We start from the raw sequence: 25,831 nt of genomic DNA, 5'->3' as shown, positions 1-25,831 counted from the left end.
TTATTTTCCCCCCAATACGCTGTCAGTGTATACACTTGGATTGTAAAACGTTTCTGCTGCATCTTTAATGATTGGTTGTAACCAATCTGCAGAAAGTCCAAATATTACAGAAATAACGACAGCAACAATGGATACAGTAAGAATCCCTTTATATTGTAATTTAGGATTTACTTGATAACCTTCTGATTTACCGAAGAACCCTTGTAAAAAGATTCGTATCACAGAATAAAGTACAACCAGACTTGAAAGTAAGACTACAATACCACTTAAATAAAATCCTTTTTCAAAAGTAGCTTGAACGATATAGTACTTACCATAAAATCCACTAAGAGGGGGAATACCAGCTAGACTAAGTGCTGCTATAAAGAAAGTCCAACCTAGCACTGGGTAGTCTTTAATAAGACCGCCATATTTACGTAAGTCATGTGTTTTTGTAATTTTATACATGACACCAATTAGGAAAAATAAGGCTGCTTTGATTAACATATCATGTAGCGTATAGTAAATCGCACCCATCATACCAGTTTGATTCATCATCGCTACACCGACAAGAATGACACCTACAGCAATCATGATATTATAGAGTATGATTTTTTTAGTATCAAAGTAACTTATGGCGCCAACACAACCAAAGATGATTGTGAGTAGGGCGAGAAACAGTATAGTATAGAATGAAAAGTTCGATGTATCTCTAAAAAATAGGCTGGCAGTTCTAGCAATGGCATATATGCCTACTTTAGTTAATAAGGCACCGAAGAAGGCAATAATTGCAATAGGTGGTGCGTAATAAGCACCTGGCAACCAAATATACATTGGAAAAGCACCAGCTTTTGTAGCAAATACAAAGATAAATAAAATAAATATAATGGTTACAATGCCACTATCTTGTGATGGTAGTTGACTTAACTTTTCGCTGATATCAGCAAGGTTCAACGTGCCTACTACCGAATAAAGCATAGCTACAGCAATAACGAAGAATGCTGAAGAAGTCACATTTACAAGAACATATTTAATCGTTTCACTCAATTGTACTTTTGTGCCGCCAATAACTAAGAGAATATAGGAAGCCATCAAGAATACCTCGAAGAATACGAACAAGTTAAATATATCGCCGGTAATAAATGAGCCTATGACTCCAGTTAGCATAAACATAACAGCGAAGTAATAGTAATATGTTTCGCGTTCAATACCTACAGATTGATAGGAATATAAAATGATGAGCATTGTGACGATGAGGCTTGTGATGACAAGTAATGTACTGAATATATCAAGTACAAAGACAATACTATAAGGTGCATCCCATGAACCAAGCTCTAAAGTAATTGGACCATCTTTTAAAACATTATTTAAATTAATAAAAGCGAATATTAAAGTTAATGCCGTACCTGCTAAGGCAACATAACGTTTGATTTTAGGACGTTTACCAATGAAAATGAGTGCGATAATAGTAATCATTGGTATGACGAGTAATGAAATGATTAAGTTACTCTCTATCATCTTCTAGCACTCCTTTCATACTTTCTACGTTGTCTGTGCCTAATTCTTTATAACTTCTAAAAGCAAGTACTAAGAAAAACGCTGTGACTGAAAATGAAATAACAATAGCGGTTAAAATTAATGCCTGTGGTATAGGATCAACGTAAGAAGTAATACCTTTCTCATATATAGGTACTTCACCTTTTTTTAAACCGCCCATTGTAATTAAAAATAAGTTTGCAGTATGTGTTTGTAATGTAGTCCCAATAATAATGCGTATCAAACTCTTAGAAAGAATGAGATAGACACTCATTGCAGTGAGAATACCACATACGAAAATCATCAATATTTCCATTACTCATTCTCTCCAATCGATAAGATTATAGTCATTACTGTACCTACAACTGCACACATAACACCTAAATCAAAGAAAGTAGCTGTGTGCATCTCCATTGGTGGTAAAATACCTAATGGAATTTCAAACGGCGTATGCGTGAAGAAGTTTTTATTATAAAACCAACTTGCCATTGGTGTTGCTAAACAAAATAATAAGCCGATACCGATTAATATTTTAAAATCCCAAGGGAATATCTTACGCATTGTTTTAATATCAAAAGCGACCGTAATAATAACGAGGGCACTTGATAACAATAGACCACCAACGAAACCACCACCTGGTGTATAGTGTCCGGCCAAGAATAAAGATAGACCAAACATTACTATGAGGAAGAAGATAACAACTGCTGAATATTGAAAAATTAAATTATTCTTCTGTCTGTTCAACGTTTTTACCCCCTTCATCAGATTTATCATTTTTCGCACGTAATTTAATCATGGTATAAACACCTAATCCAGCAATACCCAACACGGAAGACTCAAATAATGTATCGGTACCACGGAAGTCAACCAATATGACGTTAACCATGTTTGTACCATGTGCTAAGTCATAGACATGCGTTTTATAAAATTCTGCGATAGAACCGAAGTGTCTGTTACCATAAGCGATTAATCCAAGTACGGTAACGACAATACCAGCACCAACAGAAATAACAATATTAACCAATTTGAATGAACGTGTTTCTTTATGTCTATTTAGATTAGGTAAATGATAGAAACATAATAAGAATAATGCAGTAGAAATGGATTCAACTACAAATTGTGTAAGTGCTAAGTCTGGCGCACCGAAGAAAATAAAGAATATAGCAACAGAATAACCGACAGCACTGGCCATAATTATACTGAATAGTCTGGATTTAGCGAAAATAATCATTGAAGCTGCTGTAATAATGAGCACTACAATAATTAATTCGAAAGGACGTATCGCACTGACATCTTTAAAATCAATATTGAAAGGTGTAACTAATAATGTAACTAAGGCAATAACAATGAGAGATGCAAAGATAATGACTAAATTATTACGTGTGAATCCAGTAACATACGTATCTGTAAATTTGCTAGAGTATCTAGGTGTTACATCTCCTAATTTATTATACCAGTAATTAATTGTCAGTTTAGTTGGTTGTTTTTGTAATAAATAAATCCAATAACTGAATGTAATGATTAATACAATACCAACAATATAAATGCCTAATGTAGAGAAGAAGGCTGGTGTAAAGCCATAGAACATATGAAATTCCGCTGTCGAATTTGTTGTTTGACCAATTGCATTCACCGCGGGTTCTATAATAGAACCTGAAAGTATCGCAGGGAATAACCCAAATACGATAACTAAAATGGCTAAAATTGACGGAGAAATGAGCATTAATGGTGAAACTTCATGTGCTTTTTTAGGTAATTTATCTTCTTTATAACTACCTAAGAAAATTTGGCCAATAAACCTTACTGAATATACAAATGTAAACACACTACCGATAATAGCGGTAATTGGAATTAAAATACCGAGTGTATCTAAACTAAATAAGTTTACATTAGTAACTTCGATCATACTTTCTAAAAATTTTTCTTTAGATAAAAAACCATTAAATGGCGGTATGCCTGCCATACTTAAAGAAGTGATTAATGTGATGGTAAACGAAATAGGCATAATGGTTAATAAACCGCCCAGTTTTTTGACATCACGGGTACCAGTTGAATGGTCAACAGCACCAGTAATCATAAATAGTGCACCTTTAAAGGTAGCATGGTTAATCAAGTGGAAGATGGCTGCCGTAAATGCTGCGATGTAAATTTGACTTTCAGCACCTTCAAAATGAAAGCTTACTGCGCCTATACCGAGCATTGCCATAATCATACCTAGTTGAGATACAGTAGAAAATGCGAGTATCCCTTTCAAATCTTGTTGTTTTGTTGCATTTAATGATGCCCAAAATAGTGTGATGAGGCCAACAGCAGTCACTGTCCAAATCCAACCTTGAGACACTGCGAATATAGGTGTCATACGTGCCACTAAGTAAAGCCCAGCTTTAACCATAGTTGCTGAGTGAAGATATGCACTAACAGGCGTTGGTGCTTCCATCGCATCTGGTAACCAAACATAAAATGGAAATTGTGCAGATTTAGTCATTGCACCAATTAATACCAGAATCATAGAGAAAATAAAAAATGGACTTGTTTGGATTTCTGAGGCATTACTTATCAATTCTTGAATACTTGTTGTTCCACCGGCAATGGAAAGTAAGATAATACCACCCAAAAGTGATAAACCGCCAAATACAGTAACGAGCATTGATTTTTGTGCTCCGTAAATTGAGGCTTGTTTATCACGCCAAAATGAAATAAGAAGGAAACTTGAAAATGAAGTTAATTCCCAGAATAAATATAAGATAATTAAATTATCTGATAATACAATACCTAACATTGCACCCATAAAAAGCAATAGGTAACAATAAAAATGTCCTAATTGCTCTTGTCGACTTAAATAGCTTATAGAATACAGTATAATTAAACAGCCAATGCCAGTTATAAGTAAACTGAATAATAAACCAAGACCATCTACATACAAATTAAAGTTCATACCAAAATGCGGCATCCAATTTGCTTTTTCCATAATGGTATTGCCTGACATCGTTGTTGAAATATATGATAAAAAATATATAAATAAGACGACGGGGATAGGTAACACAAACCATCCTAAATGTATCCGTTTATAGAACCGATATACAAATGGAATAATGAGTGCAAATATCAACGGTAATAGTACCGCTATATGTAACAAACTCATTATATTATCCTCCTTTTAAAATTTATTATAAATTCATTATACATGAATTGAAGAGTTCTGAAAAACGTGTTTAAGCCTTGAAGGACTTGAAATATATGTGTTGTTAAATAAGAAGAAACACGGTATTTTTATTCAAAATTTTGTTTATATTGAAGTGAATAATCTGCTTTGAGACGCTGTAGATTTTCAAGCGACATTGTTGCGTGCAATGTATTTTCAGCTTTTAATTTTTCTTCTAAATGTGTAATAGCTTGTTGTAAAGATACTTTATATGGTAATGGTTCTACATTAAAAGGTCTTAAATGAGATTTTTTAGTGTAACGCTTTTCATATTGGCTCAGTGCTTTTCTTTCGTGAAAGAAAACATTTTCTGTTTCTGTTGGATTATGCAAATCCCCTTGTTTAGGGTGTTTAATGACTTGTTCAACTTGTACGAGTACTTGATTTTCATCTTCTTCCTTAATGGTAACGCCGTAACTGCCAGTTTTATGTGAAAAACGATATAACATGATTCATTCCATCCCTTCTTTTATGTTAGAATACATATATCATCTTAACATGAAATGGAGAATAAAAATGACGAACTATCCTCAGTTAAATACAGAAATTAACGGTAATGAAATTAAATTGATTATGCACACAAATAAAGGAGATATGACCTTTAAACTATTACCTGATGTAGCACCAAAAACTGTAGAAAATTTTGTGACACATGCGAAAAATGGTTACTATAATGGTGTAACATTCCATCGTGTCATTAATGATTTTATGGTACAAGGTGGCGACCCAACAGCTACAGGTATGGGTGGAGAAAGTATTTATGGTGAACCTTTTGAAGATGAATTTTCAAAAGAAGCCTTTAATATTTATGGTGCGTTATCTATGGCAAATGCTGGTCCACATACGAATGGTTCACAATTCTTTATAGTACAAATGAATGAAGTACCCGAATCAATGTTGAGTCAGTTAGCTGACGGTGGTTGGCCAGAGCCAATCGTTAAAGCATATGCTGAAACGGGTGGCACACCATGGTTAGATCAAAAACATACAGTGTTTGGTCAACTGATTGAAGGTAAGGATACTTTAGAAGACATAGCAAACACTAAAGTAGGGCCACAAGATAAACCATTACATGATATAACAATCGATTCAATTGAAATAGTCGAATAATACGAATGACATTGTAAATTAAAGTACGAATTGAAAGCCTAGATCAACCCAATAAATCGTATGGGTATATCTAGGTTTTTTTTTTATCGACGAATTTTAAAGGCATAGACATCGTTGGCAGTAATATATCAATGCAATAATAATCAGCGTGGCATACGTATGTTTTATCCATTGCTGTAATCATGATGAACCACTGATTTATGTCTGCCTATGAATGAAATGTGAAATTTTTCTACTATAATATTAGTGCCATCGTATAATGTATGCTATTATAATAGTGTTAAGAAAAACGAAATAAGGGGTTATCACGTTGAATAATCACTATAAAGTAGGTCAACATGTCAAAGTTCGTGTGACTGGTATTCAACCGTATGGCGCTTTTGTAGAAACCCCTGACAATGCTGAAGGTTTAATTCATATTTCTGAAATTATGGATGATTACGTCCATAATTTAAAAAAGTTTTTATCAGAAGGGCAAATTGTAAGAGCGAAAGTGATTTCAATTGATGATGAAGGTAAACTGAATCTTTCTTTAAAAGATAATGACTATTTTAAAAATTATGAACGTAAGAAAGAAAAACAGTCAGTGTTAGATGAAATTAAAGAGACCGAACGATATGGGTTTCAAACAATTAAAGAACGCTTACCGGTTTGGATAAAGCAGTCCAAAAACGCGATTAAAGATGAGTAATTTATCTTTTGAAAAAGCTGCCATTTCATGATTGAAATGGCAGCTTTTTTGTTTATAACATTTTAGTAAATATGACAATAAAGTGAGTATTTGTTTTAAAGTATGCGAATATGGCTATACAAAAATATATGCGTGAGCATATTTATTTTAAATTAAAACTGAGGTAGCTAAAATAAAAAAGTATTAAAAATTATCCAAACTTTTTAAAAGTACATTTAGGAGGAACAGTAAACATGAATCAAAAATTCCAACCATTATTTGAAAAATTAACTTTACCGAATAAAGTTGAATTAGATAATCGTTTTGTATTAGCGCCATTAACACATGTATCATCTAATGATGATGGCTCTATTTCTAATGAAGAAGTCGTATATATGGAACAACGCTCAAAAGATGTAGGATTAGCCATTTCCGCAGCGAGTAACGTTACCGATTTAGGAAAAGCATTCCCTGGTCAACCATCTGTTGCACATGATTCGAATTTAGAAGGTTTAAAACGTTTAGCGCAAGCTATGAAGAAAAATGGTGCTAAAGCAATTGTTCAAATTCATCACGGTGGTGCACAATCATTACCTAATTTAACACCGGGTGGAGATGTTGCTGGACCTAGTCCGATTTCAATGAAAAGTTTTGGTGAGCAAGAAGAACACCATGCACGTGAAATTACAGTAGATGAAATTAAAGAAACAATTAAAGCATTTGGAGAGGCAACGAAGAGAGTCATTGATGCTGGATTCGATGGCGTAGAAATTCATGGTGCCAACCATTATTTAATTCATCAATTTGTTTCACCTTATTACAACCGTCGTGATGATGAATGGGGAGAAGACCGTTTGAAATTCGCTTCAGAAGTGATTGATGAAGTAACCGAAACGGTTAAAAAGTATGGTAGTAAAGATTTTATTGTTGGCTATAGACTTTCACCAGAAGAAGTAGAATCTCCAGGTATAAGCATGGAAATTACTGAAACATTGGTTAAGCATTTAATTGAAAAACCATTAGACTATCTACATGTATCATTAATGGATATACATTCTAAAACACGTGAAGGTAAATATAAAGGTCAAGAACGTGTACAATTATTATTAGAATGGATGGACGGCCGTATGCCATTAATTGGAATTGGTTCAATCTTTACTGCTGATCAAGCAATTGAAGCAATTGAGTCTACGAAAGTTGATCTTATTGCTTTAGGTAGAGAAATATTACTAGATCACAACTTTATTAGTAAAATTAAAGACGGTAAAGAAGATGAAATCATTTCACAATTTGATCCTGAAAGAAAAGATAGACATCATTTACCACCAAATTTATGGGATCAATTCAATCGAGGATTCTACCCATTACCAAGAACAGATAACAAATAAATAACACATTTGAACGCATAAATTTTCTGATGAATGAATCCAGAAGATTTATGCGTTTTTTACGAATATAATGCTTAAACATACAATTAAATTTAAAAATAATAATAGTTAATTTTATTTTTAAATTTAAGGAAATTTTCTTGTAATCATAGTTAGGGTTATGTCATTATATATGTAAGGGCTTACATAATTTTGACAATTGTATATATGAATTTAACAATACAAAAAATAGCGTATTTAAGACGTTGAACAGTGATTGAGTAAGCTGTTTTAGAAAATAGTTTCAGTTCACGTGTAAATACGTTATGCTATGAGTGAGTATTGCTTAGGAGTCATTTTTGCTCTTAAATTTTTACAAAGGGGAGATATCATGTCAAGATCAGAAGAAATCATTGAAGTAACAAATCATTATGGTGCACAAAACTATGTACCACTTCCAATTGTTATCTCGGAAGCGGAAGGCGTATGGGTCAAAGACCCTGAAGGAAATAAATATATGGATATGTTATCTGCATATTCAGCTGTAAACCAAGGTCATAGACACCCTAAAATTATCCAAGCTTTGAAAGAACAAGCGGATAAAGTTACATTAGTTTCACGCGCTTTCCATAGTGAAAATCTAGGTGAATGGTATGAAAAAATTTGTAAGCTTTCTGGCAAAGCAAAAGCTTTACCGATGAACACTGGTGCGGAAGCAGTTGAGACTGCATTAAAAGCAGCACGTCGTTGGGCTTATGATGTTAAAAATATACAACCAGATAAGGCAGAAATTATTGCTTTCAATGGTAACTTCCATGGTCGAACAATGGCGCCTGTTTCCTTATCGTCTGAACCTGAATACCAACGTGGGTATGGCCCGTTATTAGATGGTTTCCGTAAAGTAGATTTTGGCGATATTGAGGCTGTTAAAGCAGCAATTAATGAAAATACTGCAGCTATTCTGATTGAGCCGATACAGGGAGAAGCAGGTATTAATGTACCTCCAGAAGGTTATTTGAAACAAATTAGAGAATTATGTGATGAGCATAACGTTTTATTTATCGCTGATGAAATTCAAGCTGGTCTTGGACGTTCAGGTAAATTATTTGCAACAGATTGGGATAATGTAAAACCGGATGTTTATATTCTAGGTAAAGCTTTAGGTGGCGGTGTATTGCCAATTTCAGTGGTATTAGCAGATGAAGAAGTATTAGGTGTATTCACACCTGGTTCACACGGATCAACATTTGGTGGTAATCCACTTGCTTGTGCAGTCTCAAATGCAGCGCTAGATGTCATTATCGATGAAGATTTACCAGGACGTTCTTTAGAGTTAGGTGATTATTTTAAATCAGAATTAGAAAAAATAGACCACCCAGCAATCAAAGAAGTACGTGGACGTGGATTGTTTATCGGAATTGAACTTAATGAAGCAGCAAGACCATTCTGTGAATCTTTAAAAGAGCAAGGTTTATTATGTAAAGAAACGCATGATACGGTAATTAGATTTGCACCACCACTTATTATTTCTAAGGAAGAATTAGACTTTGCATTAGACAAAGTTAGAAGTGTTTTTGAGTAAATTCACATTTCTGTAACATATGTTCTGAAACCCCTTTAAAAAGGTAAATCTTATGTTACAATTATCATGAAAGCGAAATCATTAGTAACGAAAAAGAGGCGAAATGAATCATGACTGAGAATAATAATTTAGTTACTTCTACGCAACAAATTATTAAGGAAGCATTGCATAAATTGGGATTTGACGATGGTATGTATGATTTGGTAAAGGAACCTTTACGTTTCCTACAAGTTAGAATTCCTGTACGTATGGATGATGGTACTGTACAAACATTTACTGGTTATCGTGCACAGCATAACGACGCTGTTGGACCAACAAAAGGTGGGGTTCGTTTCCACCCAGACGTTGATGAAGAAGAAGTTAAAGCATTATCAATGTGGATGACATTGAAATGTGGCATTGTAGATTTACCATACGGTGGTGGTAAAGGTGGTATCGTGTGCGATCCACGTCAAATGAGTATTCATGAGGTAGAGCGTCTATCTCGCGGATATGTTCGTTCAATTTCTCAATTTGTTGGACCGACAAAAGATATTCCAGCACCAGACGTATTTACAAACTCTCAAATTATGGCATGGATGATGGATGAGTATAGTTCGCTAGATAAATTTAACTCTCCAGGGTTTATCACTGGTAAACCGATTGTATTAGGTGGTTCACAAGGACGTGACCGTGCTACTGCACTAGGTGTTGTCATTGCTATCGAACAAGCGGCACAAAGAAGAGGACTAAATCTTAAAGGTGTGCGTATTGTCATCCAAGGATTTGGTAACGCTGGTAGTTTCTTAGCTAAGTTCTTGTATGATATGGGTGCAACAATTGTTGGGATTTCAGATGCGTATGGTGCATTACATGATCCAGAAGGTTTAGATATTGATTACCTATTAGATAGAAGAGATAGTTTTGGTACGGTTACGAACTTATTTGATGAAACAATTTCAAATAAAGAATTATTTGAAATTGATTGTGATATTTTAGTTCCTGCAGCCATTGCGAATCAAATTACTGAAGACAATGCTCATGATATTAAAGCTGATATTGTTGTTGAAGCGGCAAATGGACCAACTACACCAGCTGCAACACGCATATTAACTGAACGTGATATTCTACTCGTACCTGATGTATTAGCAAGTGCTGGTGGAGTTACAGTTTCATACTTTGAATGGGTGCAAAATAACCAAGGTTATTATTGGACTGAAGAAGAAGTTAACACGAAAATGCGTGAAAAGCTTACAACAGCCTTTGACACAATTTATGAATTATCTCAAAATAGAAAAATTGATATGCGCTTAGCTGCATATATTGTAGGTGTTAAACGTACGGCAGAAGCTGCACGTTACCGTGGTTGGGCATAAGCCAATACAGATATAACAAAAACGACAATTGCTGTTTTTATCAGCAATTGTCGTTTTTTCGTATGTTGTTTAATGGATTTAAAAATAAAGGAATAAACAAAAATTAATATTTATTCTGTTCTCCTTCATTTATTACTTGTTTGTATAGATCTGGATAATTTGTAAATACACCGTCAACACCATAATGATTCAATCGCTTCATATCTTCTGGGTCATTAACTGTAAATGGGTGTACAAGTAAACCAGCTTTTTTAAGATTTTTAACATTTTGTGTTGTTAAATCAGAGGCTTCAGGACCTACACCAATTGCATAATTTCTAATTTCATTAAAATCTTGCTGAGATAAAGCTAATAATTCACCTTTATCAAGTAAACGGATTAATGGCACATTTGAGTTTAGTTTCTGCATTTTAAGTAAACTTTCTTGTGAAAAAGATTGTACTAAAACATGACCATTATTAAGTGATTGTTTATTTAACATATGATGTTTATTAAGGGAATCCAATAATTTTTCTTCCATACCTGGATAAACATCAGGCGATTTTGTCTCAATGTAGTAATTAGCTGATGTTCCATAACGCTCTAAAATTTCATCTAGGGTTGGAATTTTTGCACCTTTATAATTTGAATTAGCATATTGCGGATTTTGACTATTAAATTTACTGCCTGCATCTAATTGTTTTAATTCTTTTAATGTATATTGATCCACTCTACCTGTTCCATTTGTTGTACGATCTACTGTTTCATCATGCATTGCAACTAAATGGCCATCTTTAGTCATCTGTAAATCAATTTCTATGTATGAGGCACCTATGGCATTATGACTCTTATCATATGAGAAAAAAGTATGTTCCGGTGCATAGCCGCTCGCACCTCTGTGTGCAATTGTCGTGAATTTTTCGGCTGTCAAATTTTGTACTTTCTTTTGGCTTTGTTGTGATTGATTACTAGACCCGCTTTGTTGCTTTGTAGTGTTTGACTGTTCCGTATAGGCATTACCGTTTCCCGAAGCTTCAATAAATGATGAAGTACACAAACCCGATAATGTTAAAGCAGTTATACTAGAAACGATTAGCTTATGTGTATGTTTCATAATGACGACACTCCTTAATATGAACTATATACTCACAGTACATAAAAAAGAGGGGGATGAGAATAGAATTTACAGTATTATAATTCAAAATAAATAAAATTAATTTTAAGCTTACAATTTTAAAAGAAATATATAGTTATAGAATCTAAAGTGAAGACAATGGAAACTTTTAAAATAAAGATGAAACTGAACCCCAAATTTCTAATAGAGTTTTCCTAGTCATCTATTACCTAATTGAAGAAGAGTCTGGAACATCTATTTTTGTCCCAGACTCTAACTATTATATGCGACCTAATGACATATTAAAAATCTATGCATGTTTAGTCATTGAGTTGTTTATGAATGATATCGAGTTGTTGTTGTACCGATGATTGACCCGTCGAACCGTAACTAATTCTTCTGCTTACACAATTTTCTGGTTTTAAATAATCATAGATATCCGCTTCTATCAGTTCATTTGTACTCTGATATTGTTCTAAAGGTACATCTAATAAATATATATTATGTTGAATAGACCAAAGCACAATTTTACCAACAACCTCGTGTGCGCTCCTAAAAGGGACACCTTTATTCACAAGATAGTCTGCGAGTTCAGTCGCATTTGAAAAATCATTGTATACCGTTTGTTGTAGACGTTCAACATTAACGGTCATTGAATCTATCATACCGTCAAATATGCGTAAGGATCCTTTTAAGGTGTGAACGGCATCAAATAATCCTTCTTTATCTTCTTGCATATCTTTATTGTATGCTAAAGGTAGACCTTTGAGTGTCATCAACATACTCATCAAGTGACCAGTTGTACGTCCAACTTTGCCTCTTATAAGTTCAGCCATATCTGGGTTCTTTTTTTGAGGCATAATGGATGAACCAGTTGAAAAAGCATCTGATAAGGTAATAAAATTTGCTTCAGCTGAAGACCAAAAAATAATTTCCTCAGCAAAACGTGACAAATGTACCATCGTTAATGAAATATTGTGCAATGTTTCAACAATATAATCTCTATCACTCACGGCATCCATACTATTTTCATATATGGCACTAAAATCCAAAAGTGATTGCGTTTCATGACGATCAATCGGATAGGTAGTACCACTTAATGCGGCCGCACCTAAAGGAGAAATATCAATGCGTTTTAAACTATCTTGAAAACGTGATTTATCTCTTTCCAACATCCAATAATAAGTTAGTATATGGTGCGCGAATGAAATAGGTTGTGCTCTTTGTAAATGTGTATAGCCTGGCATAATAGTGTTAATATGCGATTCAGCAGTATTTACAATTGTATGTTGAAATTGTGTAATTAATTCAATCAAAGCATTGACTTCAGCTTTTGTATAGAGATGCATATCTGTAGCAACCTGATCATTTCTACTACGACCAGTGTGTAATCTACCTCCAGCATCACCAATACGCTTAATTAATTCATGTTCAATATTTAAATGAATATCTTCTAACGAAGCATCCAATTCTAAATTATCTTGTTCATAATCCTTCAATATAGCATTTAAACTTTCAATAATTTGCTCGCAGTCTGAATCTGTAATGATATCTTGTTTCGCTAACATTTTTGCATGTGCAATACTCCCTTGCACATCATACTGAATTAACGTCTTATCGAAGTGGATAGAGGCATTGAATTCATCAACCCAATCCTCAGGTTGCTCGCTAAATCTACCACCCCATGCTTTATTGCTCATCTTTATAGCCACCGTGTAACATTGAATTGACTTTTGTAGGTAATCCAAAGATATCAATAAAACCAACTGCAGATTCTTGATTAAATGCGTCTTCTTTTGTATAAGTTGCTAATTTTTCGTTGTATAACGTATAAGGTGATTGTCTACCATTGACGATAGCATTGCCTTTGTACAATTTAAGACGTACATCACCAGTAACGTGTGCTTGTGTACTATCAACAAATATTTTTAAACTATCTGTAAGCGGAGAGAACCATAGGCCATTATATATTTGTTCAGAAAATTGTTTTTCAATAACTGGTTTGAAATGTGCAACATCTTTTGTCAGTGTAATTGTTTCTAGCGCTTTATGTGCATTCATAATTACTTCTGCTGCGGGTGTCTCATAGACTTCTCTTGATTTAATACCAACGAGTCTATTTTCTACGTGATCTACTCTACCAATCCCATGTTTACCTGCGAGTTTGTTCAATTCTAAGATGAGTTCACTTAATTTATAAGCTGTGCCATCTAAAGCGACAGGGATACCTTTTTCAAAAGAGAGTACAATTTCTTCGGCTTCATCTGGCGCGTCTTCTAATTCGTTTGTTAAATCATATGCATCTTTTGGTGGTGCAGCATAAGGATCCTCAAGAATGCCACATTCATTACTTCTACCCCATAAATTTTGGTCAATTGAATAAGGAGAATCATGTTGAATAGGGACTGGAATATTATGCTTAATTGCATAATCGATTTCTTCTTCACGGCTCCATGCCCATTCTCTTACTGGTGCAAATACTTTTAATTCAGGGTCTAATGCTTTAATTGCAACTTCAAAACGTACCTGGTCATTTCCTTTACCTGTACATCCATGCGCAATACCTACTGAGTTTGTTTTGCTAGCAATTTCAACGAGTTTTTTTGAAATTAAAGGTCTTGATAATGCTGATACTAAAGGATATGTTCCTTCATACATTAGATTGCCTTTGATTGCATACGATACATAATCTTGGCTGAATTCTTCTGTAGCATCAATAATATGACATTCTATAGCCCCCATATCTAATGCTTTTTGATGTACTAATTCTAAATCTTTACCCTCACCGACATCTAAGCAACATGCAACCACATCATAACCTTTATCTAATAACCATTTAACTGCCACACTAGTGTCTAAACCACCTGAATATGCTAATACGATTTTCTCTTTCATACTGCCACCTCATTTAATTTGATTGAATTTGTCTTTTTTTATGAATTTGATATGGATAGTATAGCAGATTATGAATGAAAATAAAACCATTATTTTACATAAATATACATATAATATTTTGATCTTTAGTATGAAAGTTGATTTATAGGGCTTTAAATATGAATTTATGTTATAGGAAGGGGAAATGTAATGTATATAATAGTGAATAAATTATAAAGCTCATTATTCTTGGATGATAAGGTTTAACTATTATTTTTGATAAACGATAGGCTAGTTGTTTGAATAGTCAAAATAAACTTAGTAAAATAATAATGAAATTAAAAACACTGGAGGCAATTCAATATGACGCATATTCAATTAGATTATGGTAAAACTTTAGAATTTTTTGGCGAACATGAACTACAACAACAAAAAGATATAGTTAAATCAATTCATAATACTATCCATAAAGGTACTGGCGCAGGCAGCGACTTTCTTGGTTGGATTGATCTTCCTGTTGATTATGATAAAGAAGAATTCTCACGTATTTTAGAAGCTTCAAAACGTGTCAAAGACAACTCGGAAGTATTCGTAGTTATTGGTATTGGTGGTTCTTATTTAGGTGCACGTGCTGCGATTGAAATGCTAACTTCTTCATTTAGAAATAGCGATGAATATCCTGAAATTGTATTTGTTGGCAATCACTTATCATCTACTTATACTCAAGAATTAATAGATTATCTAGACGGTAAAGATTTTTCAGTAAACGTTATTTCTAAATCTGGTACTACGACTGAACCAGCCGTATCATTCAGATTGTTTAAACAACTTTTAGAAAATAAATATGGTAAAGAAGAAGCGAAAAAACGTATCTTTGCTACTACAGATAAAGAAAAAGGTGCATTGAAGCAATTAGCTACAAATGAAGGTTATGAAACATTTGTAGTGCCTGATGATATCGGTGGCCGTTATTCAGTATTGACAGCTGTTGGTTTATTACCAATTGCAGTTGCTGGTATTGACATTAAAGCAATGATGGAAGGTGCAGCGAAAGCACGTGAAGAATTGTCATCTGAGAATTTAGAAGATAATATTGCTTATCAATATGCAACGATTCGTAACGTTTTATATGCAAAAGGTTATGATACAGAAATGTTAATTAACTATGAACCATCAATGCAATATTTCAATGAATGGTGGAAACAATTATTTGGTGAATCTGAAGGTAAAGACTACAAAGGTATTTATCCATCAAGTGCAAACTACACAACAGATTTACACTCACTTGGACAATATGTACAAGAAGGTCGTCGTTTCTTATTTGAAACTGTTGTTAAAGTAAATAATCCAAAACATGATATTACGATTGAAGAAGATAGTGATAATTTAGATGGTTTAAATTATTTAGCTGGAAAAACAATCGATGAAGTAAATACAAAAGCGTTTGAAGGTACATTATTAGCGCATACTGACGGTGGTGTACCTAATATCGTTGTAAATATACCTTGTCTTGATGAAGAAACATTTGGTTACGTTGTTTACTTCTTTGAATTAGCTTGTTCAATGAGTGGTTACCAATTGGGTGTTAATCCATTTAACCAACCTGGCGTAGAAGCATATAAACAAAATATGTTCGCTTTATTAGGTAAACAAGGATTTGAAGATAAAAAAGAAGCATTAGAAAAACGTTTATAATATTTTCTAGTAGTTTGAAGTTAGATTGCTTACATTAAAATATGTAATGACAATGAAAAAGAGTGTGACGTTTATAGCGTCGCACTCTTTTTATGCATTTTTATCGTATGCATAAATCTAATACATGATAGCAAGCTCATTCCTGAGACCGATTTATCACATGCTGAATACTTTATAGTTTTAAATAAGCAACTTTACACTTATAATTATATAGAATAGTTATAATGAGGGTTGATTTAATGACAGAGGAGCAAGTACAGCATTGGTTTGATATGTTTGGTAGTTTAGGTTATATTGCAGGTTTCCTGCTACCTTTTATTGAAGCTTTTATTCCGATTTTACCAATCATTGTGTTTATCATTGTAAACGTCAATGCTTTTGGGTGGTTTATAGGTACTGTATTAGCTTGGGCTGGGACAGTTGCAGGGAGTTATATTGTCTTCTTGTTTTTCAGAAGATTAAATAATACAAAGTATATGAAAAAGGTTCAGCAACGTACTTCTGTGCAGAGGTTGATTCATTTTATCGATCGAAGAGGCGTTATTCCTATCTTTATTTTAATGTGCTTTCCATTTACACCAAGTGCACTCGTAAATATCGTTGCAAGTATGTCCCATATTAAAGCGCATGCTTATCTAACTGTGCTGATTATTTCTAAGTTTATCATGATTGGACTCGTTGGTTGGTTAGGCAATGATATTACGACTTTATTCTCTAATCCAACACGATTGATTACAATTGTGGTTGTCATTATCATCGTTTGGTTCGTTGGAAGGAAGATTGAGAAACATTTTATGAGTTCGTCGGAGGAGTGACAACTTGCGAAAAATATTAAAACATTTGATTTCAATTATAATTGCGATTATTATAGTACTGTTGATTCAAGCTTTTGTTATTACTGGTTCGGTGGTGAAAGATAATACAATGTCTCCGAATCTAAAGGAAAATGATCGTATATTTGTAAATAAAATACAATCAACATTTGATTTGTTAGATAATAATGATATTATAATGTATCGTAATGGTGATGATATTCAATATAGTAGGATTATTGGCAAACCTGGGCAGTCGATTGCTTTTAAAGGCGGTAAGCTTATTAGAGATGATAGGCAAGTTGATGAACCTTATACCCAAAACAGCATAGAAAATTTATCACTTAGGGATATAAAAAATTCTGAAAGTGATATCATACCACCAAATGCTTATTTTGTGCTCAATGATCAACGTACGAATAAGCATGATTCTAGGACATTGGGCTATATTAAGAAAGAAGATATTATCGGTAATGTTAGTATGAGATATTACCCATTTAAAAAATTCACGGTAGACTTCAATTAAATAGACGAGGTGTAAAAATTGAGAAAAGAGATAATCGAATGGATTGTATCCATTGTAGTAGCAGTTGCATTAGTATTGCTGATTGTTAACTTTGTGGCTAAACCGTATACAGTTAAAGGTGACTCTATGGATCCGACATTGAAAGATGGAGAACGTGTGATTGTAAATTTATTTTCTAAAAATTTAAGTGGCATTGAAAAAGGAAATGTTGTTGTATTCCATGCTACAAAAGAAAATGATTATGTAAAACGTGTGATTGGTACAGAAGGTGACAACGTAGAGTACAAGAAAGATGAATTGTACGTTAACGGTAAAAAAGTAGATGAACCTTACTTGGATTATAATAAGAAGCATAAACAATATAATTACATTACAGGAAGCTTTGAAACTAAAGATATCAATCAAGTAGATGAAAAGAATAAAATTCCTAAAGGTAAGTTGTTAGTGTTAGGAGACAACCGTGAAGTAAGTAAAGATAGTCGTTCGTTTGGTTTAATTGACGAAGATCAAATAGTCGGTAAGGTATCATTCAGTTTCTGGCCACTAAATGAAATGAAATTTGGATTCAATCCTGATACAGATTATGGAAAGTAGATAAATTGTGTAAGAGATAGAACGCTCGTACCAATAGATGATTTCATTGTCTATTACAATAATTAAAAAATGAACTGTAGACCAAGTAGGTTTCCAGTTCATTTTTTATATTTTAAGTTTGTACAGTCTTATAATAAAGTGAATAAAAAAATAGTGAATGGTAAGTAGATATGTAAATATTACGACATTGCTTATAGACGTATATAATAAGTAAAATGCTTATGGTAATTAATTAACTATGATAGGTGTAAGAAGTCATAACAGATAGCTTTATATGTTAAAATGTGAGTCAAAGGAGTTGGCGTAGATAATGGAATTAAATGCGTATATCGGTAGAGCAGGTACTGGGAAATCAAAAGCGATTATTGAAGAAATTAAAGAAAAAATGAAACAAGATCCATTAGGAGATCCGATAGTATTAATTGCGCCTACGCAAAATACGTTTCAACTTGAACAAGCATTTGTAAACGACAAAACATTAAATGGTAGTTTGAGAACAGAGGTATTGCACTTTGAACGTTTGAGCTATCGTGTATTTCAAGAAGTCGGCGGATTGATGGAACAACAATTATCAAAAGCAGGCACAGAAATGATGATATATGACATCATACAACAACATCAGTCTGAATTAAGGTTATATCAATCACAGGTAAAATATTATGGTTTTAGCGAGAAACTATATGAACAAATACAGGATTTTAAAAAATATGCGGTATCGCCACAACAACTAGAAATGTATATTGCGGAAAATAATTTACAAACGAGAACAAAGCATAAATTACAAGATATAGCATTGGTATACAAACACTTAGAAGATAGAATCAATGGTGAATATGTATCAACAGAGGATAGTTTGCAGCGGTTTATAGAAATGATGGACCAATCTGAGTGGCTTAAACGCGCAGAAATTTATATAGACGGTTTCCACAACTTTTCAACATTAGAGTATCAAATCATACAAAGTTTAGTAAAATATGCGAAAAAAGTGACGATTGTATTAACGACTGATGGTGATAGAGATCTTTTTAGTTTGTTTAGAAAACCCTCTGAATCATTGACGCATATAGAAGAAATTGCGAATAATTTAAATATACAATTACATAGTAGACAGTTTTTGGATGTGCAGCGATTCATACACAAAGACTTGAAACACTTGGAACACAATTTCAATGCATTACAGTTTGAGCCTATTCCAACAGAAGGTAATGTTGAAATTCTAGAAGCTTCTGGCATGCGTGAAGAAATTAACGAAGTTGCGCGACGTATCTTAAGAGAAAATCGTGAACAAGGTCGTCGTTTCCAAGATATTGCTATTTTATATAGAGACGAATCATATGCTTATTTAATGGAATCTATATTGCCACAGTACGATATACCATACAACATAGATGTTAAGTCATCTATGACGCATCATCCAATAATGGAAATGATACGTTCACTTATAGAAGTTATCCAAACTGGATGGCAATTTGATCCATTAATGCGTTTGTTTAAAACAAATGTTTTAACTAAAAAATTTAAAGATAGCCAATATCTTATTGATATATTAGAGAACTTTGTATTAGAGCGCGGTATATATGGCAAGCGTTGGATAGACGACAAATACTTTGATATAGAACAATTTAGAAAAATGGGTTTGAAACGCCAGCCATTAACAGATGAAGAACGCGAAACCTTTGAGCGTGTCATTCAATTAAAAAATGACGTAATGAAAAAAGTCATGTTATTTGAGGAGAAAATAAATAATGCTAGCACAGCGATCGCTTTTGCAACTGCATTTTATGAAGCGATGGAAGCATTTGATTTGCCAAGTCAATTAATGACAGATAGAGATGCATTAGACTTTAATGGTGAACATAAAAAAGCCGAAGAGATAGATCAAATATGGAATGGTCTTATACAAACACTAGATGATTTAGTGACAGTATTTGATGATCAAAGCATGTCAAAAACGCGCTTCTTAGAACTCTTTGATATTGGATTAGAACAACTAGAATTTATTATGATTCCGCAGACATTAGACCAAGTGAGTATTGGAACTATGGATTTAGCGAAAGTGGATAATAAACAACATGTTTACCTTGTAGGGGCTAATGATGGCGTGTTGCCACAAACGGTGACTGCATCTAGTTTAATTACAGATGAAGAGAAAAAGTATTTCCAAGAGCAGTCATCAATCGAATTAAGTCCCACAGCTGATATTTTACAAATGGATGAAGCATTTGTTTGTTATATTGCTATGACAAGAAGTCGTGCGCATGTCACATTTTCATATGCATTGATGGGAGCGAGTGGTGATGTGAAAGAGCCGAGTCCATTCTTACATCAAATTCAGCAATTGTATACAAATTTAGAAGTACAAAATATTCATCATCAACATCAAGCAGAGCCTTTAAGGTTAATGGAACATCCTCATCAAACTAAGATTGCGCTTTTTGAATCTTTGAAGGCATGGCTAGATGATGAATTGGTAGCTGAAACTTGGTTAGATACGTATCAAGTGATGAGAGATGATACGCGCTTAAATGATGGTTTAAGCTATTTACTTTCTGCTTTAACATACGATAATCAGACAGTTCAACTCAATCCATCATTATCTAAAGCATTATATGGCTCAACCATTAATGCAAGTGTGTCTCGTTTTGAAGGATATCAGGCGTGCCCATTTAAACATTTTGCTTCTCATGGTTTAAGACTTAATGAACGTACAAAATATAAACTAGAAAATTTTGACTTAGGCGACATATTTCATCGGGTTTTAAAATTCATTTCAGAAAAAGTAAATGGTGATTTTAAGAATTTAAATCCAAAACAAATACACAAGTTAACGACAGAAGCATTGAGTGAAATATTACCAGAAGTTCAATTTAATTTACTTAATTCAACGGCGTATTATCGCTATTTGTCGCAACGCATTGGTGCCATTGTTGAGACGACATTGACTGCACTTAAATACCAAGGAAGTCATACTAAGTTTACACCACAACGTTTTGAAGCTAGCTTTAGAAGAAAACCTAAAGATCAAAGTGAGTTATTAGCAGCACCATTGCAAACGAAACAAGGTATACCAATCAATATTCGCGGGCAAATCGACCGTATCGACACATACCAACAAGGCGATGAAAGTTTTGTAAATATTATAGATTATAAGTCTTCCAAGTACAGTGGTACGTTAGATTTAACTAAAGTATATTATGGCATGCAAATGCAAATGATGACTTATATGGATATTGTTCTGCAAAATAAATCAAGACTTGGTTTAACAGATATGACTAAACCAGGAGGTCTACTATATTTTCACGTACATGAACCACGTATTAAATTAGCTTGGAATCAATTAAGTGAAGATAAAAGAAACACCGAATTTATTAATTCGTTTAAACTCAGTGGTTTATTAAATAGTGACACATCTGTCTTAGATGCGTTTGATACACGATTAGAACCAAGTTACAATTCCGATATTGTACCGTTAGGTTTGAAAAAGGATGGCGGAATTAAAAGTAATAGTAAAGTTGCCGATGAACAGACAATTTATAAATTAATTAAGCATAATAAGCAGAACTTTATTGAAACAGCGTCAAATATCATGGATGGTCATACCGAAGTTGCGCCAATGAAATATAACCAAACATTACCATGTGATTTTTGTAATTATAAATCAGTCTGTCATGTAGATGGCATGATTGATAGTAAACGATATCGTACAGTTGACGAATCAATCAATCCACTTGAAGCAATCCAAGATGTAGATTTAGAAAGTGAGGGTGAGTAATGATGAATGACATACCAGTGAAACCAACAGGGACACGATGGACTGATAACCAATGGCAGAGTATCTATGCCAAAGGCCAGGATATTCTTGTTGCAGCTGCAGCCGGTTCTGGTAAAACAGCAGTACTTGTTGAACGTATCATTCAACGCATTATCAGAGATGAAATTGATGTTGATAAATTGCTTGTGGTTACTTTTACAAATGCAAGTGCACGTGAAATGAAACAACGTGTAGATCAACGCATTCAAGAAGCTTCAATTGAAAATCCGGACAATGCACATTTGAAAAATCAACGTGTCAAAATACATCAAGCACAGATATCTACATTACATAGCTTTTGCTTGAAACTCATTCAACAACATTATGATGTCTTAGATATTGATCCTAATTTTAGAACAAGCAGTGAAGCGGAAAATATATTATTACTAGAGCAAACAATCGATGAAGTGCTCGAACGCCATTACGATATATTGGATCCTCATTTTGTTGATTTAACAGAGCAATTATCATCTGACCGTAATGATGATCAATTAAGGAATACCATTAAAGAAATGTATTACTTTAGTGTTGCTAACCCAAATCCATTAAATTGGCTACAACATTTGTCAACACCATACGAAGATGAATCACAGCAAGAAACATTATTCAATTTGCTTAATGATTTAGCGATGATATTTATGAATTCTGCGTTAGAGGCACTCAATAAGAGTTACGATTTATTTATGATGTTGGAAGAAGTAGATAAACAAGTCGCTGTATTAGATAAAGAACGCCGTTTCTTAGCAGAAGCGATGGAAGGTGGCTTGTTAAATACGCAAAAAATTGCTGAACATCAATTTGAATCACGTTTTCCTGCAAAAAATAAAAAGATAAAAGAAGCTAATGAAATGATGATGGATGCATATGATGATGGTAAAAAGCATTATGATGATTACAAAGCGTTAGTGAGTAAAGTCCAAGAAGATTATTTTTCACGTGAAGCCGCTGACTTAAAAACAGATATGCAACGTTTAGCGCCAAGAGTCGCTTATTTAGCGCAAGTTACAGCAGATGTGATTGAACAATTTAATCATAAAAAGCGAAGTCGTAACTTACTGGATTTTTCGGATTATGAACATTTCGCCTTGCGTATTTTGATGGACTCAGACGGTAATCCGTCAGAAATTGCAGATATGTATCGCAAGCAATTTGAGGAAATCCTTGTAGATGAATATCAAGACACCAATCGTGTTCAAGAAAAAATCATTGCCTGCATTAAACGTGGTGGCGAAGCGGATGGTAATTTGTTTATGGTTGGTGATGTGAAACAGTCTATTTATAAATTTAGACAAGCAGATCCAAGTCTTTTTATAGGGAAATATAATCGCTTTACGCTTGATGGGTCTGAACACGGTATGCGCATAGATTTGTCTCAGAACTTTCGATCAAGGGAAGAAATATTAACAACGACGAATTATTTATTTAAGCATATGATGGACGAGGCAGTAGGAGAAATTGTTTACGACGATGCAGCACAGTTATATTATGGGGCGCCGTTTGATCATAAACCACATGATGTACAGTTGAATATGTTAATTGAAGATGCAACATCAGACTTAAATGGATCAGAACAAGAGGCAGAATATATTGTACAGCAAGTTGAAAAAATAATGTCGCAACATGAAATTTATGATATTAAAATGGAACAATATCGAAAACCGAGCTATAAAGATATTGTGATTTTAGAAAGATCATATGGACAAGCGCGTAAAATTCAACAAGCATTTAAGGATCATAATATTCCATTTCATGTGAACAGCAAGGAAGGCTATTTTGAACAAACTGAAGTGCAATTGATTTTATCGTTTTTAAGAACCATAGATAACCCTTTACAAGATATTTATTTAGTCGGTCTCATGCGTTCGGTTATTTATCAATTTACTGAGGATGAGTTATCTAATATACGTGTATTTAGCCCAAACGATGATTACTTTTATCAATCGATAAAGCATTACATGGCCAATGATGTAGCTAATAAAAAATTAGTAGCTAAACTTGCGTCATTCCTTGAAGATATCGAACAATATCAAGACTATAGTCAAAGTCATCCAGTTTATCAACTCATCGATAAATTTTATAATGATCACTACGTCATACAGTACTTTAGCGGCATTATTGGTGGTAAAGGTCGTCGTGCGAATTTATATGGATTATTTAACAAAGCGGTCGAATTTGAAAACTCAAGTTTTCGTGGATTGTATCAATTTATTCGTTTTATTGATGAACTTATTGAACGTGGTAAAGATTTTGGTGAAGAGAATATAGTCGGACCGAACGATGATGTTGTTAGAATGATGACAATTCATAGCAGTAAAGGGCTAGAGTTTCCATTTGTTATATATTCTGGGCTTTCTCGTAAGTTTAGACGTGATGATTTACATCGGCCGGTTATATTAAATCAGAGTTATGGTTTAGGTATGGCGTATTATGATGTTGAAAGTAATTTATCTTATCCGTCGTTATCTTCAGTGACATATAAAGCGATTGCTGAAAAAGAGATGGTTTCAGAAGAAATGCGACTCATTTATGTTGCTTTAACACGCGCAAAAGAACAACTTTTTTTAATTGGTAGAGTTAAAGATGAAAAAACACTTTCACAGTTTGAACAAGTATCCGTATCGGAATCCCATTTACCGGTGAGTTATCGCATAACAGCACAACGACCGATTGATATGATTTATCCAATACTAGCCAAATACCAGTCTTCATCATTGCCAAATGAGTTGCGCTTTGAACAGACGATAGAGGGCGTTGATCAAGCCATGCGACCATATGTACAATTAAACACTGATTTTTATGAAGATATTGCGTCAGAAACAGTCACTGATGTAAGCGAACAGCGCACGGTAGCAGATATAGAAATGAATCATTCGAAAAATGAAGCACTTCAAGCTCAAATTCGTAATCAATTAAGCTATGAATATCCATATCAATCAGCTATAGAAAAGCCCTCAAAGCAGTCGGTTTCGGAGTTGAAGCGTCAGCATGAGACGGAACAATCAGATACGAACTATGATAGAGTTAGACAATATCGTATTGGTTCTACTTCATATGAGAGACCGGCATTTTTAAGCCGTAGTAAGCAAAGAAAAGCGAATGAAATAGGTACATTAATGCATACAGTTATGCAACACTTACCTTTTAATAAGGATAGATTAACCGAAGAAGATGTAAACCGTCTCGTAGATCATCTGATAGCGCAACATATTATTCCTGAAGATGCCAAACAAGATATCCGATTTGATGATATCTACAATTTTATAGCAAGTGACTTGTATCAATTAATTGCTGAAAGTGACGAAATATATCGCGAGTTGCCATTTGTTGTTAATCAAAATGAGGTTGACCATAACAAGCATAGTGAAGAAGATGCTTCAATTATTCAAGGGATGATTGACCTTATATTTGTTAAAGAGGGACAATATTATTTTGTAGATTATAAGACAGATGCCTTTAATAGACGAAGAAATATGTCAGATGAAGAGATTGGTGCTCAATTGAGAGAACGCTATAAGGTTCAAATGAATCATTATCGTAATACATTAGAAACAATATTGAAGACCGATGTGAAAGGATTCTTGTATTTCTTTAAATTTGGTCAGTTATCTATAGAAGGATAAAAAGG

General features: G+C 33.7%; 19 protein-coding genes. 11 read left to right on the top strand and 8 right to left on the bottom strand.

The window, feature by feature from the left end:
- From mnhD1 to kapB, 5 genes are all read right to left on the bottom strand, one after another.
- Window positions 1–1,497, bottom strand: coding sequence for a Na+/H+ antiporter Mnh1 subunit D (gene mnhD1 / locus ACP7BT_RS04655; protein WP_002483803.1), 1,497 nt, complete (start codon window positions 1,495–1,497; stop codon window positions 1–3).
- A complete protein-coding gene (gene mnhC1, locus ACP7BT_RS04650; RefSeq protein WP_002483802.1) occupies window positions 1,484–1,831 on the bottom strand; it encodes a Na+/H+ antiporter Mnh1 subunit C in 348 nt (115 codons plus the stop codon). Before mnhC1 ends, mnhD1 begins: the two co-directional genes overlap by 14 nt.
- Window positions 1,831–2,259: a Na+/H+ antiporter Mnh1 subunit B gene (mnhB1, locus tag ACP7BT_RS04645; RefSeq protein ID WP_011303515.1), complete on the bottom strand. Its 429-nt coding sequence runs from the start codon at window positions 2,257–2,259 to the stop codon at window positions 1,831–1,833. The genes mnhC1 and mnhB1 overlap by 1 nt, the downstream gene beginning before the upstream one ends.
- On the bottom strand, window positions 2,240–4,657 hold the full coding sequence (locus ACP7BT_RS04640) for a Na+/H+ antiporter subunit A (protein ID WP_041079606.1): 2,418 nt from the start codon (window positions 4,655–4,657) through the stop codon (window positions 2,240–2,242). The genes mnhB1 and ACP7BT_RS04640 overlap by 20 nt, the downstream gene beginning before the upstream one ends.
- A gap of 128 nt (window positions 4,658–4,785) precedes the next feature.
- Window positions 4,786–5,169 (bottom strand): sporulation phosphorelay system protein KapB, encoded by a 384-nt coding sequence (gene kapB / locus ACP7BT_RS04635; protein ID WP_100217402.1) that lies wholly within the window; start codon window positions 5,167–5,169, stop codon window positions 4,786–4,788.
- 64 nt (window positions 5,170–5,233) lie between these two features.
- Here kapB and ACP7BT_RS04630 point away from each other — a divergent pair, with 64 nt between their 5' ends.
- From ACP7BT_RS04630 to ACP7BT_RS04610, 5 genes are all read left to right on the top strand, one after another.
- Entirely contained in the window at window positions 5,234–5,827 is a 594-nt protein-coding gene (locus ACP7BT_RS04630; RefSeq protein WP_002483798.1) for a peptidylprolyl isomerase, read from the top strand.
- A gap of 310 nt (window positions 5,828–6,137) precedes the next feature.
- Window positions 6,138–6,518 carry a S1 domain-containing post-transcriptional regulator Ygs gene (ygs, locus tag ACP7BT_RS04625; RefSeq protein ID WP_002483797.1) on the top strand — a complete coding sequence of 127 codons (381 nt, stop codon included), beginning with the start codon at window positions 6,138–6,140 and terminating at the stop codon, window positions 6,516–6,518.
- Window positions 6,519–6,751: 233 nt separating this feature from the next.
- Window positions 6,752–7,885, top strand: a complete 1,134-nt coding sequence (locus ACP7BT_RS04620) for an NADH-dependent flavin oxidoreductase (RefSeq protein WP_002483796.1) — start codon at window positions 6,752–6,754, stop codon at window positions 7,883–7,885.
- A gap of 370 nt (window positions 7,886–8,255) precedes the next feature.
- A complete protein-coding gene (locus ACP7BT_RS04615; protein WP_002483795.1) occupies window positions 8,256–9,446 on the top strand; it encodes an ornithine--oxo-acid transaminase in 1,191 nt (396 codons plus the stop codon).
- A gap of 110 nt (window positions 9,447–9,556) precedes the next feature.
- Entirely contained in the window at window positions 9,557–10,801 is a 1,245-nt protein-coding gene (locus ACP7BT_RS04610; protein WP_002483794.1) for a Glu/Leu/Phe/Val family dehydrogenase, read from the top strand.
- 103 nt (window positions 10,802–10,904) lie between these two features.
- On the opposite strand, the gene ACP7BT_RS04605 is transcribed toward ACP7BT_RS04610, so the two are convergent.
- From ACP7BT_RS04605 to ACP7BT_RS04595, 3 genes are all read right to left on the bottom strand, one after another.
- Window positions 10,905–11,894 (bottom strand): glycerophosphodiester phosphodiesterase, encoded by a 990-nt coding sequence (locus ACP7BT_RS04605; RefSeq protein ID WP_037538890.1) that lies wholly within the window; start codon window positions 11,892–11,894, stop codon window positions 10,905–10,907.
- A 320-nt stretch (window positions 11,895–12,214) separates the two neighbouring features.
- The gene (gene argH, locus ACP7BT_RS04600; RefSeq protein ID WP_426303742.1) at window positions 12,215–13,594 is read right to left on the bottom strand and encodes an argininosuccinate lyase; all 1,380 of its coding nucleotides are present in this window, start codon (window positions 13,592–13,594) and stop codon (window positions 12,215–12,217) included.
- Complete coding sequence (locus tag ACP7BT_RS04595) at window positions 13,584–14,789, bottom strand: argininosuccinate synthase (RefSeq protein WP_041079603.1); 1,206 nt, start codon at window positions 14,787–14,789, stop codon at window positions 13,584–13,586. The genes argH and ACP7BT_RS04595 overlap by 11 nt, the downstream gene beginning before the upstream one ends.
- Before the next feature lie 342 nt (window positions 14,790–15,131).
- Here ACP7BT_RS04595 and ACP7BT_RS04590 point away from each other — a divergent pair, with 342 nt between their 5' ends.
- The 6 genes from ACP7BT_RS04590 to addA all read left to right on the top strand — a co-directional run bounded on the left by ACP7BT_RS04590 (window position 15,132) and on the right by addA (window position 25,826).
- A complete protein-coding gene (locus ACP7BT_RS04590; RefSeq protein ID WP_041079601.1) occupies window positions 15,132–16,463 on the top strand; it encodes a glucose-6-phosphate isomerase in 1,332 nt (443 codons plus the stop codon).
- 239 nt (window positions 16,464–16,702) lie between these two features.
- The gene (locus tag ACP7BT_RS04585; protein WP_011303507.1) at window positions 16,703–17,278 is read left to right on the top strand and encodes a TVP38/TMEM64 family protein; all 576 of its coding nucleotides are present in this window, start codon (window positions 16,703–16,705) and stop codon (window positions 17,276–17,278) included.
- A gap of 4 nt (window positions 17,279–17,282) precedes the next feature.
- Window positions 17,283–17,801 (top strand): signal peptidase I, encoded by a 519-nt coding sequence (gene lepB, locus ACP7BT_RS04580; protein WP_002483788.1) that lies wholly within the window; start codon window positions 17,283–17,285, stop codon window positions 17,799–17,801.
- Between the two features lie 18 nt (window positions 17,802–17,819).
- Window positions 17,820–18,395: a signal peptidase I gene (gene lepB / locus ACP7BT_RS04575; protein ID WP_011303505.1), complete on the top strand. Its 576-nt coding sequence runs from the start codon at window positions 17,820–17,822 to the stop codon at window positions 18,393–18,395.
- Between the two features lie 310 nt (window positions 18,396–18,705).
- Entirely contained in the window at window positions 18,706–22,167 is a 3,462-nt protein-coding gene (addB, locus tag ACP7BT_RS04570) for a helicase-exonuclease AddAB subunit AddB (RefSeq protein ID WP_041079600.1), read from the top strand.
- A complete protein-coding gene (gene addA, locus ACP7BT_RS04565; RefSeq protein ID WP_081324765.1) occupies window positions 22,167–25,826 on the top strand; it encodes a helicase-exonuclease AddAB subunit AddA in 3,660 nt (1,219 codons plus the stop codon). Before addB ends, addA begins: the two co-directional genes overlap by 1 nt.
- The last annotated feature ends 5 nt before the right edge of the window (window positions 25,827–25,831 follow it).

The sequence above is a fragment of the Staphylococcus sp. Y174-1 genome (assembly GCF_049897865.1).
Lineage (GTDB): Bacteria > Bacillota > Bacilli > Staphylococcales > Staphylococcaceae > Staphylococcus > Staphylococcus saprophyticus.
Note: the sequence above shows the minus strand (reverse complement) of the source record. Positions and strands in the feature narration are given on the sequence as shown.

Bases quoted from the DNA above. Each gene is read 5' to 3' on its own strand.
- ACP7BT_RS04615 (WP_002483795.1), top strand. From the start codon at position 8,256: ATGTCAAGATCAGAAGAAATCATTGAAGTAACAAATCATTATGGTGCA.
- mnhC1 (WP_002483802.1), bottom strand. From the start codon at position 1,831: ATGGAAATATTGATGATTTTCGTATGTGGTATTCTCACTGCAATGAGT.
- ACP7BT_RS04585 (WP_011303507.1), top strand. From the start codon at position 16,703: ATGACAGAGGAGCAAGTACAGCATTGGTTTGATATGTTTGGTAGTTTA.
- ACP7BT_RS04590 (WP_041079601.1), top strand. From the start codon at position 15,132: ATGACGCATATTCAATTAGATTATGGTAAAACTTTAGAATTTTTTGGC.
- ACP7BT_RS04610 (WP_002483794.1), top strand. From the start codon at position 9,557: ATGACTGAGAATAATAATTTAGTTACTTCTACGCAACAAATTATTAAG.
- ACP7BT_RS04595 (WP_041079603.1), bottom strand. From the start codon at position 14,789: ATGAAAGAGAAAATCGTATTAGCATATTCAGGTGGTTTAGACACTAGT.
- ACP7BT_RS04605 (WP_037538890.1), bottom strand. From the start codon at position 11,894: ATGAAACATACACATAAGCTAATCGTTTCTAGTATAACTGCTTTAACA.
- ACP7BT_RS04630 (WP_002483798.1), top strand. From the start codon at position 5,234: ATGACGAACTATCCTCAGTTAAATACAGAAATTAACGGTAATGAAATT.
- mnhD1 (WP_002483803.1), bottom strand. From the start codon at position 1,497: ATGATAGAGAGTAACTTAATCATTTCATTACTCGTCATACCAATGATT.
- ACP7BT_RS04620 (WP_002483796.1), top strand. From the start codon at position 6,752: ATGAATCAAAAATTCCAACCATTATTTGAAAAATTAACTTTACCGAAT.
- addB (WP_041079600.1), top strand. From the start codon at position 18,706: ATGGAATTAAATGCGTATATCGGTAGAGCAGGTACTGGGAAATCAAAA.
- ACP7BT_RS04640 (WP_041079606.1), bottom strand. From the start codon at position 4,657: ATGAGTTTGTTACATATAGCGGTACTATTACCGTTGATATTTGCACTC.
- argH (WP_426303742.1), bottom strand. From the start codon at position 13,594: ATGAGCAATAAAGCATGGGGTGGTAGATTTAGCGAGCAACCTGAGGAT.
- addA (WP_081324765.1), top strand. From the start codon at position 22,167: ATGATGAATGACATACCAGTGAAACCAACAGGGACACGATGGACTGAT.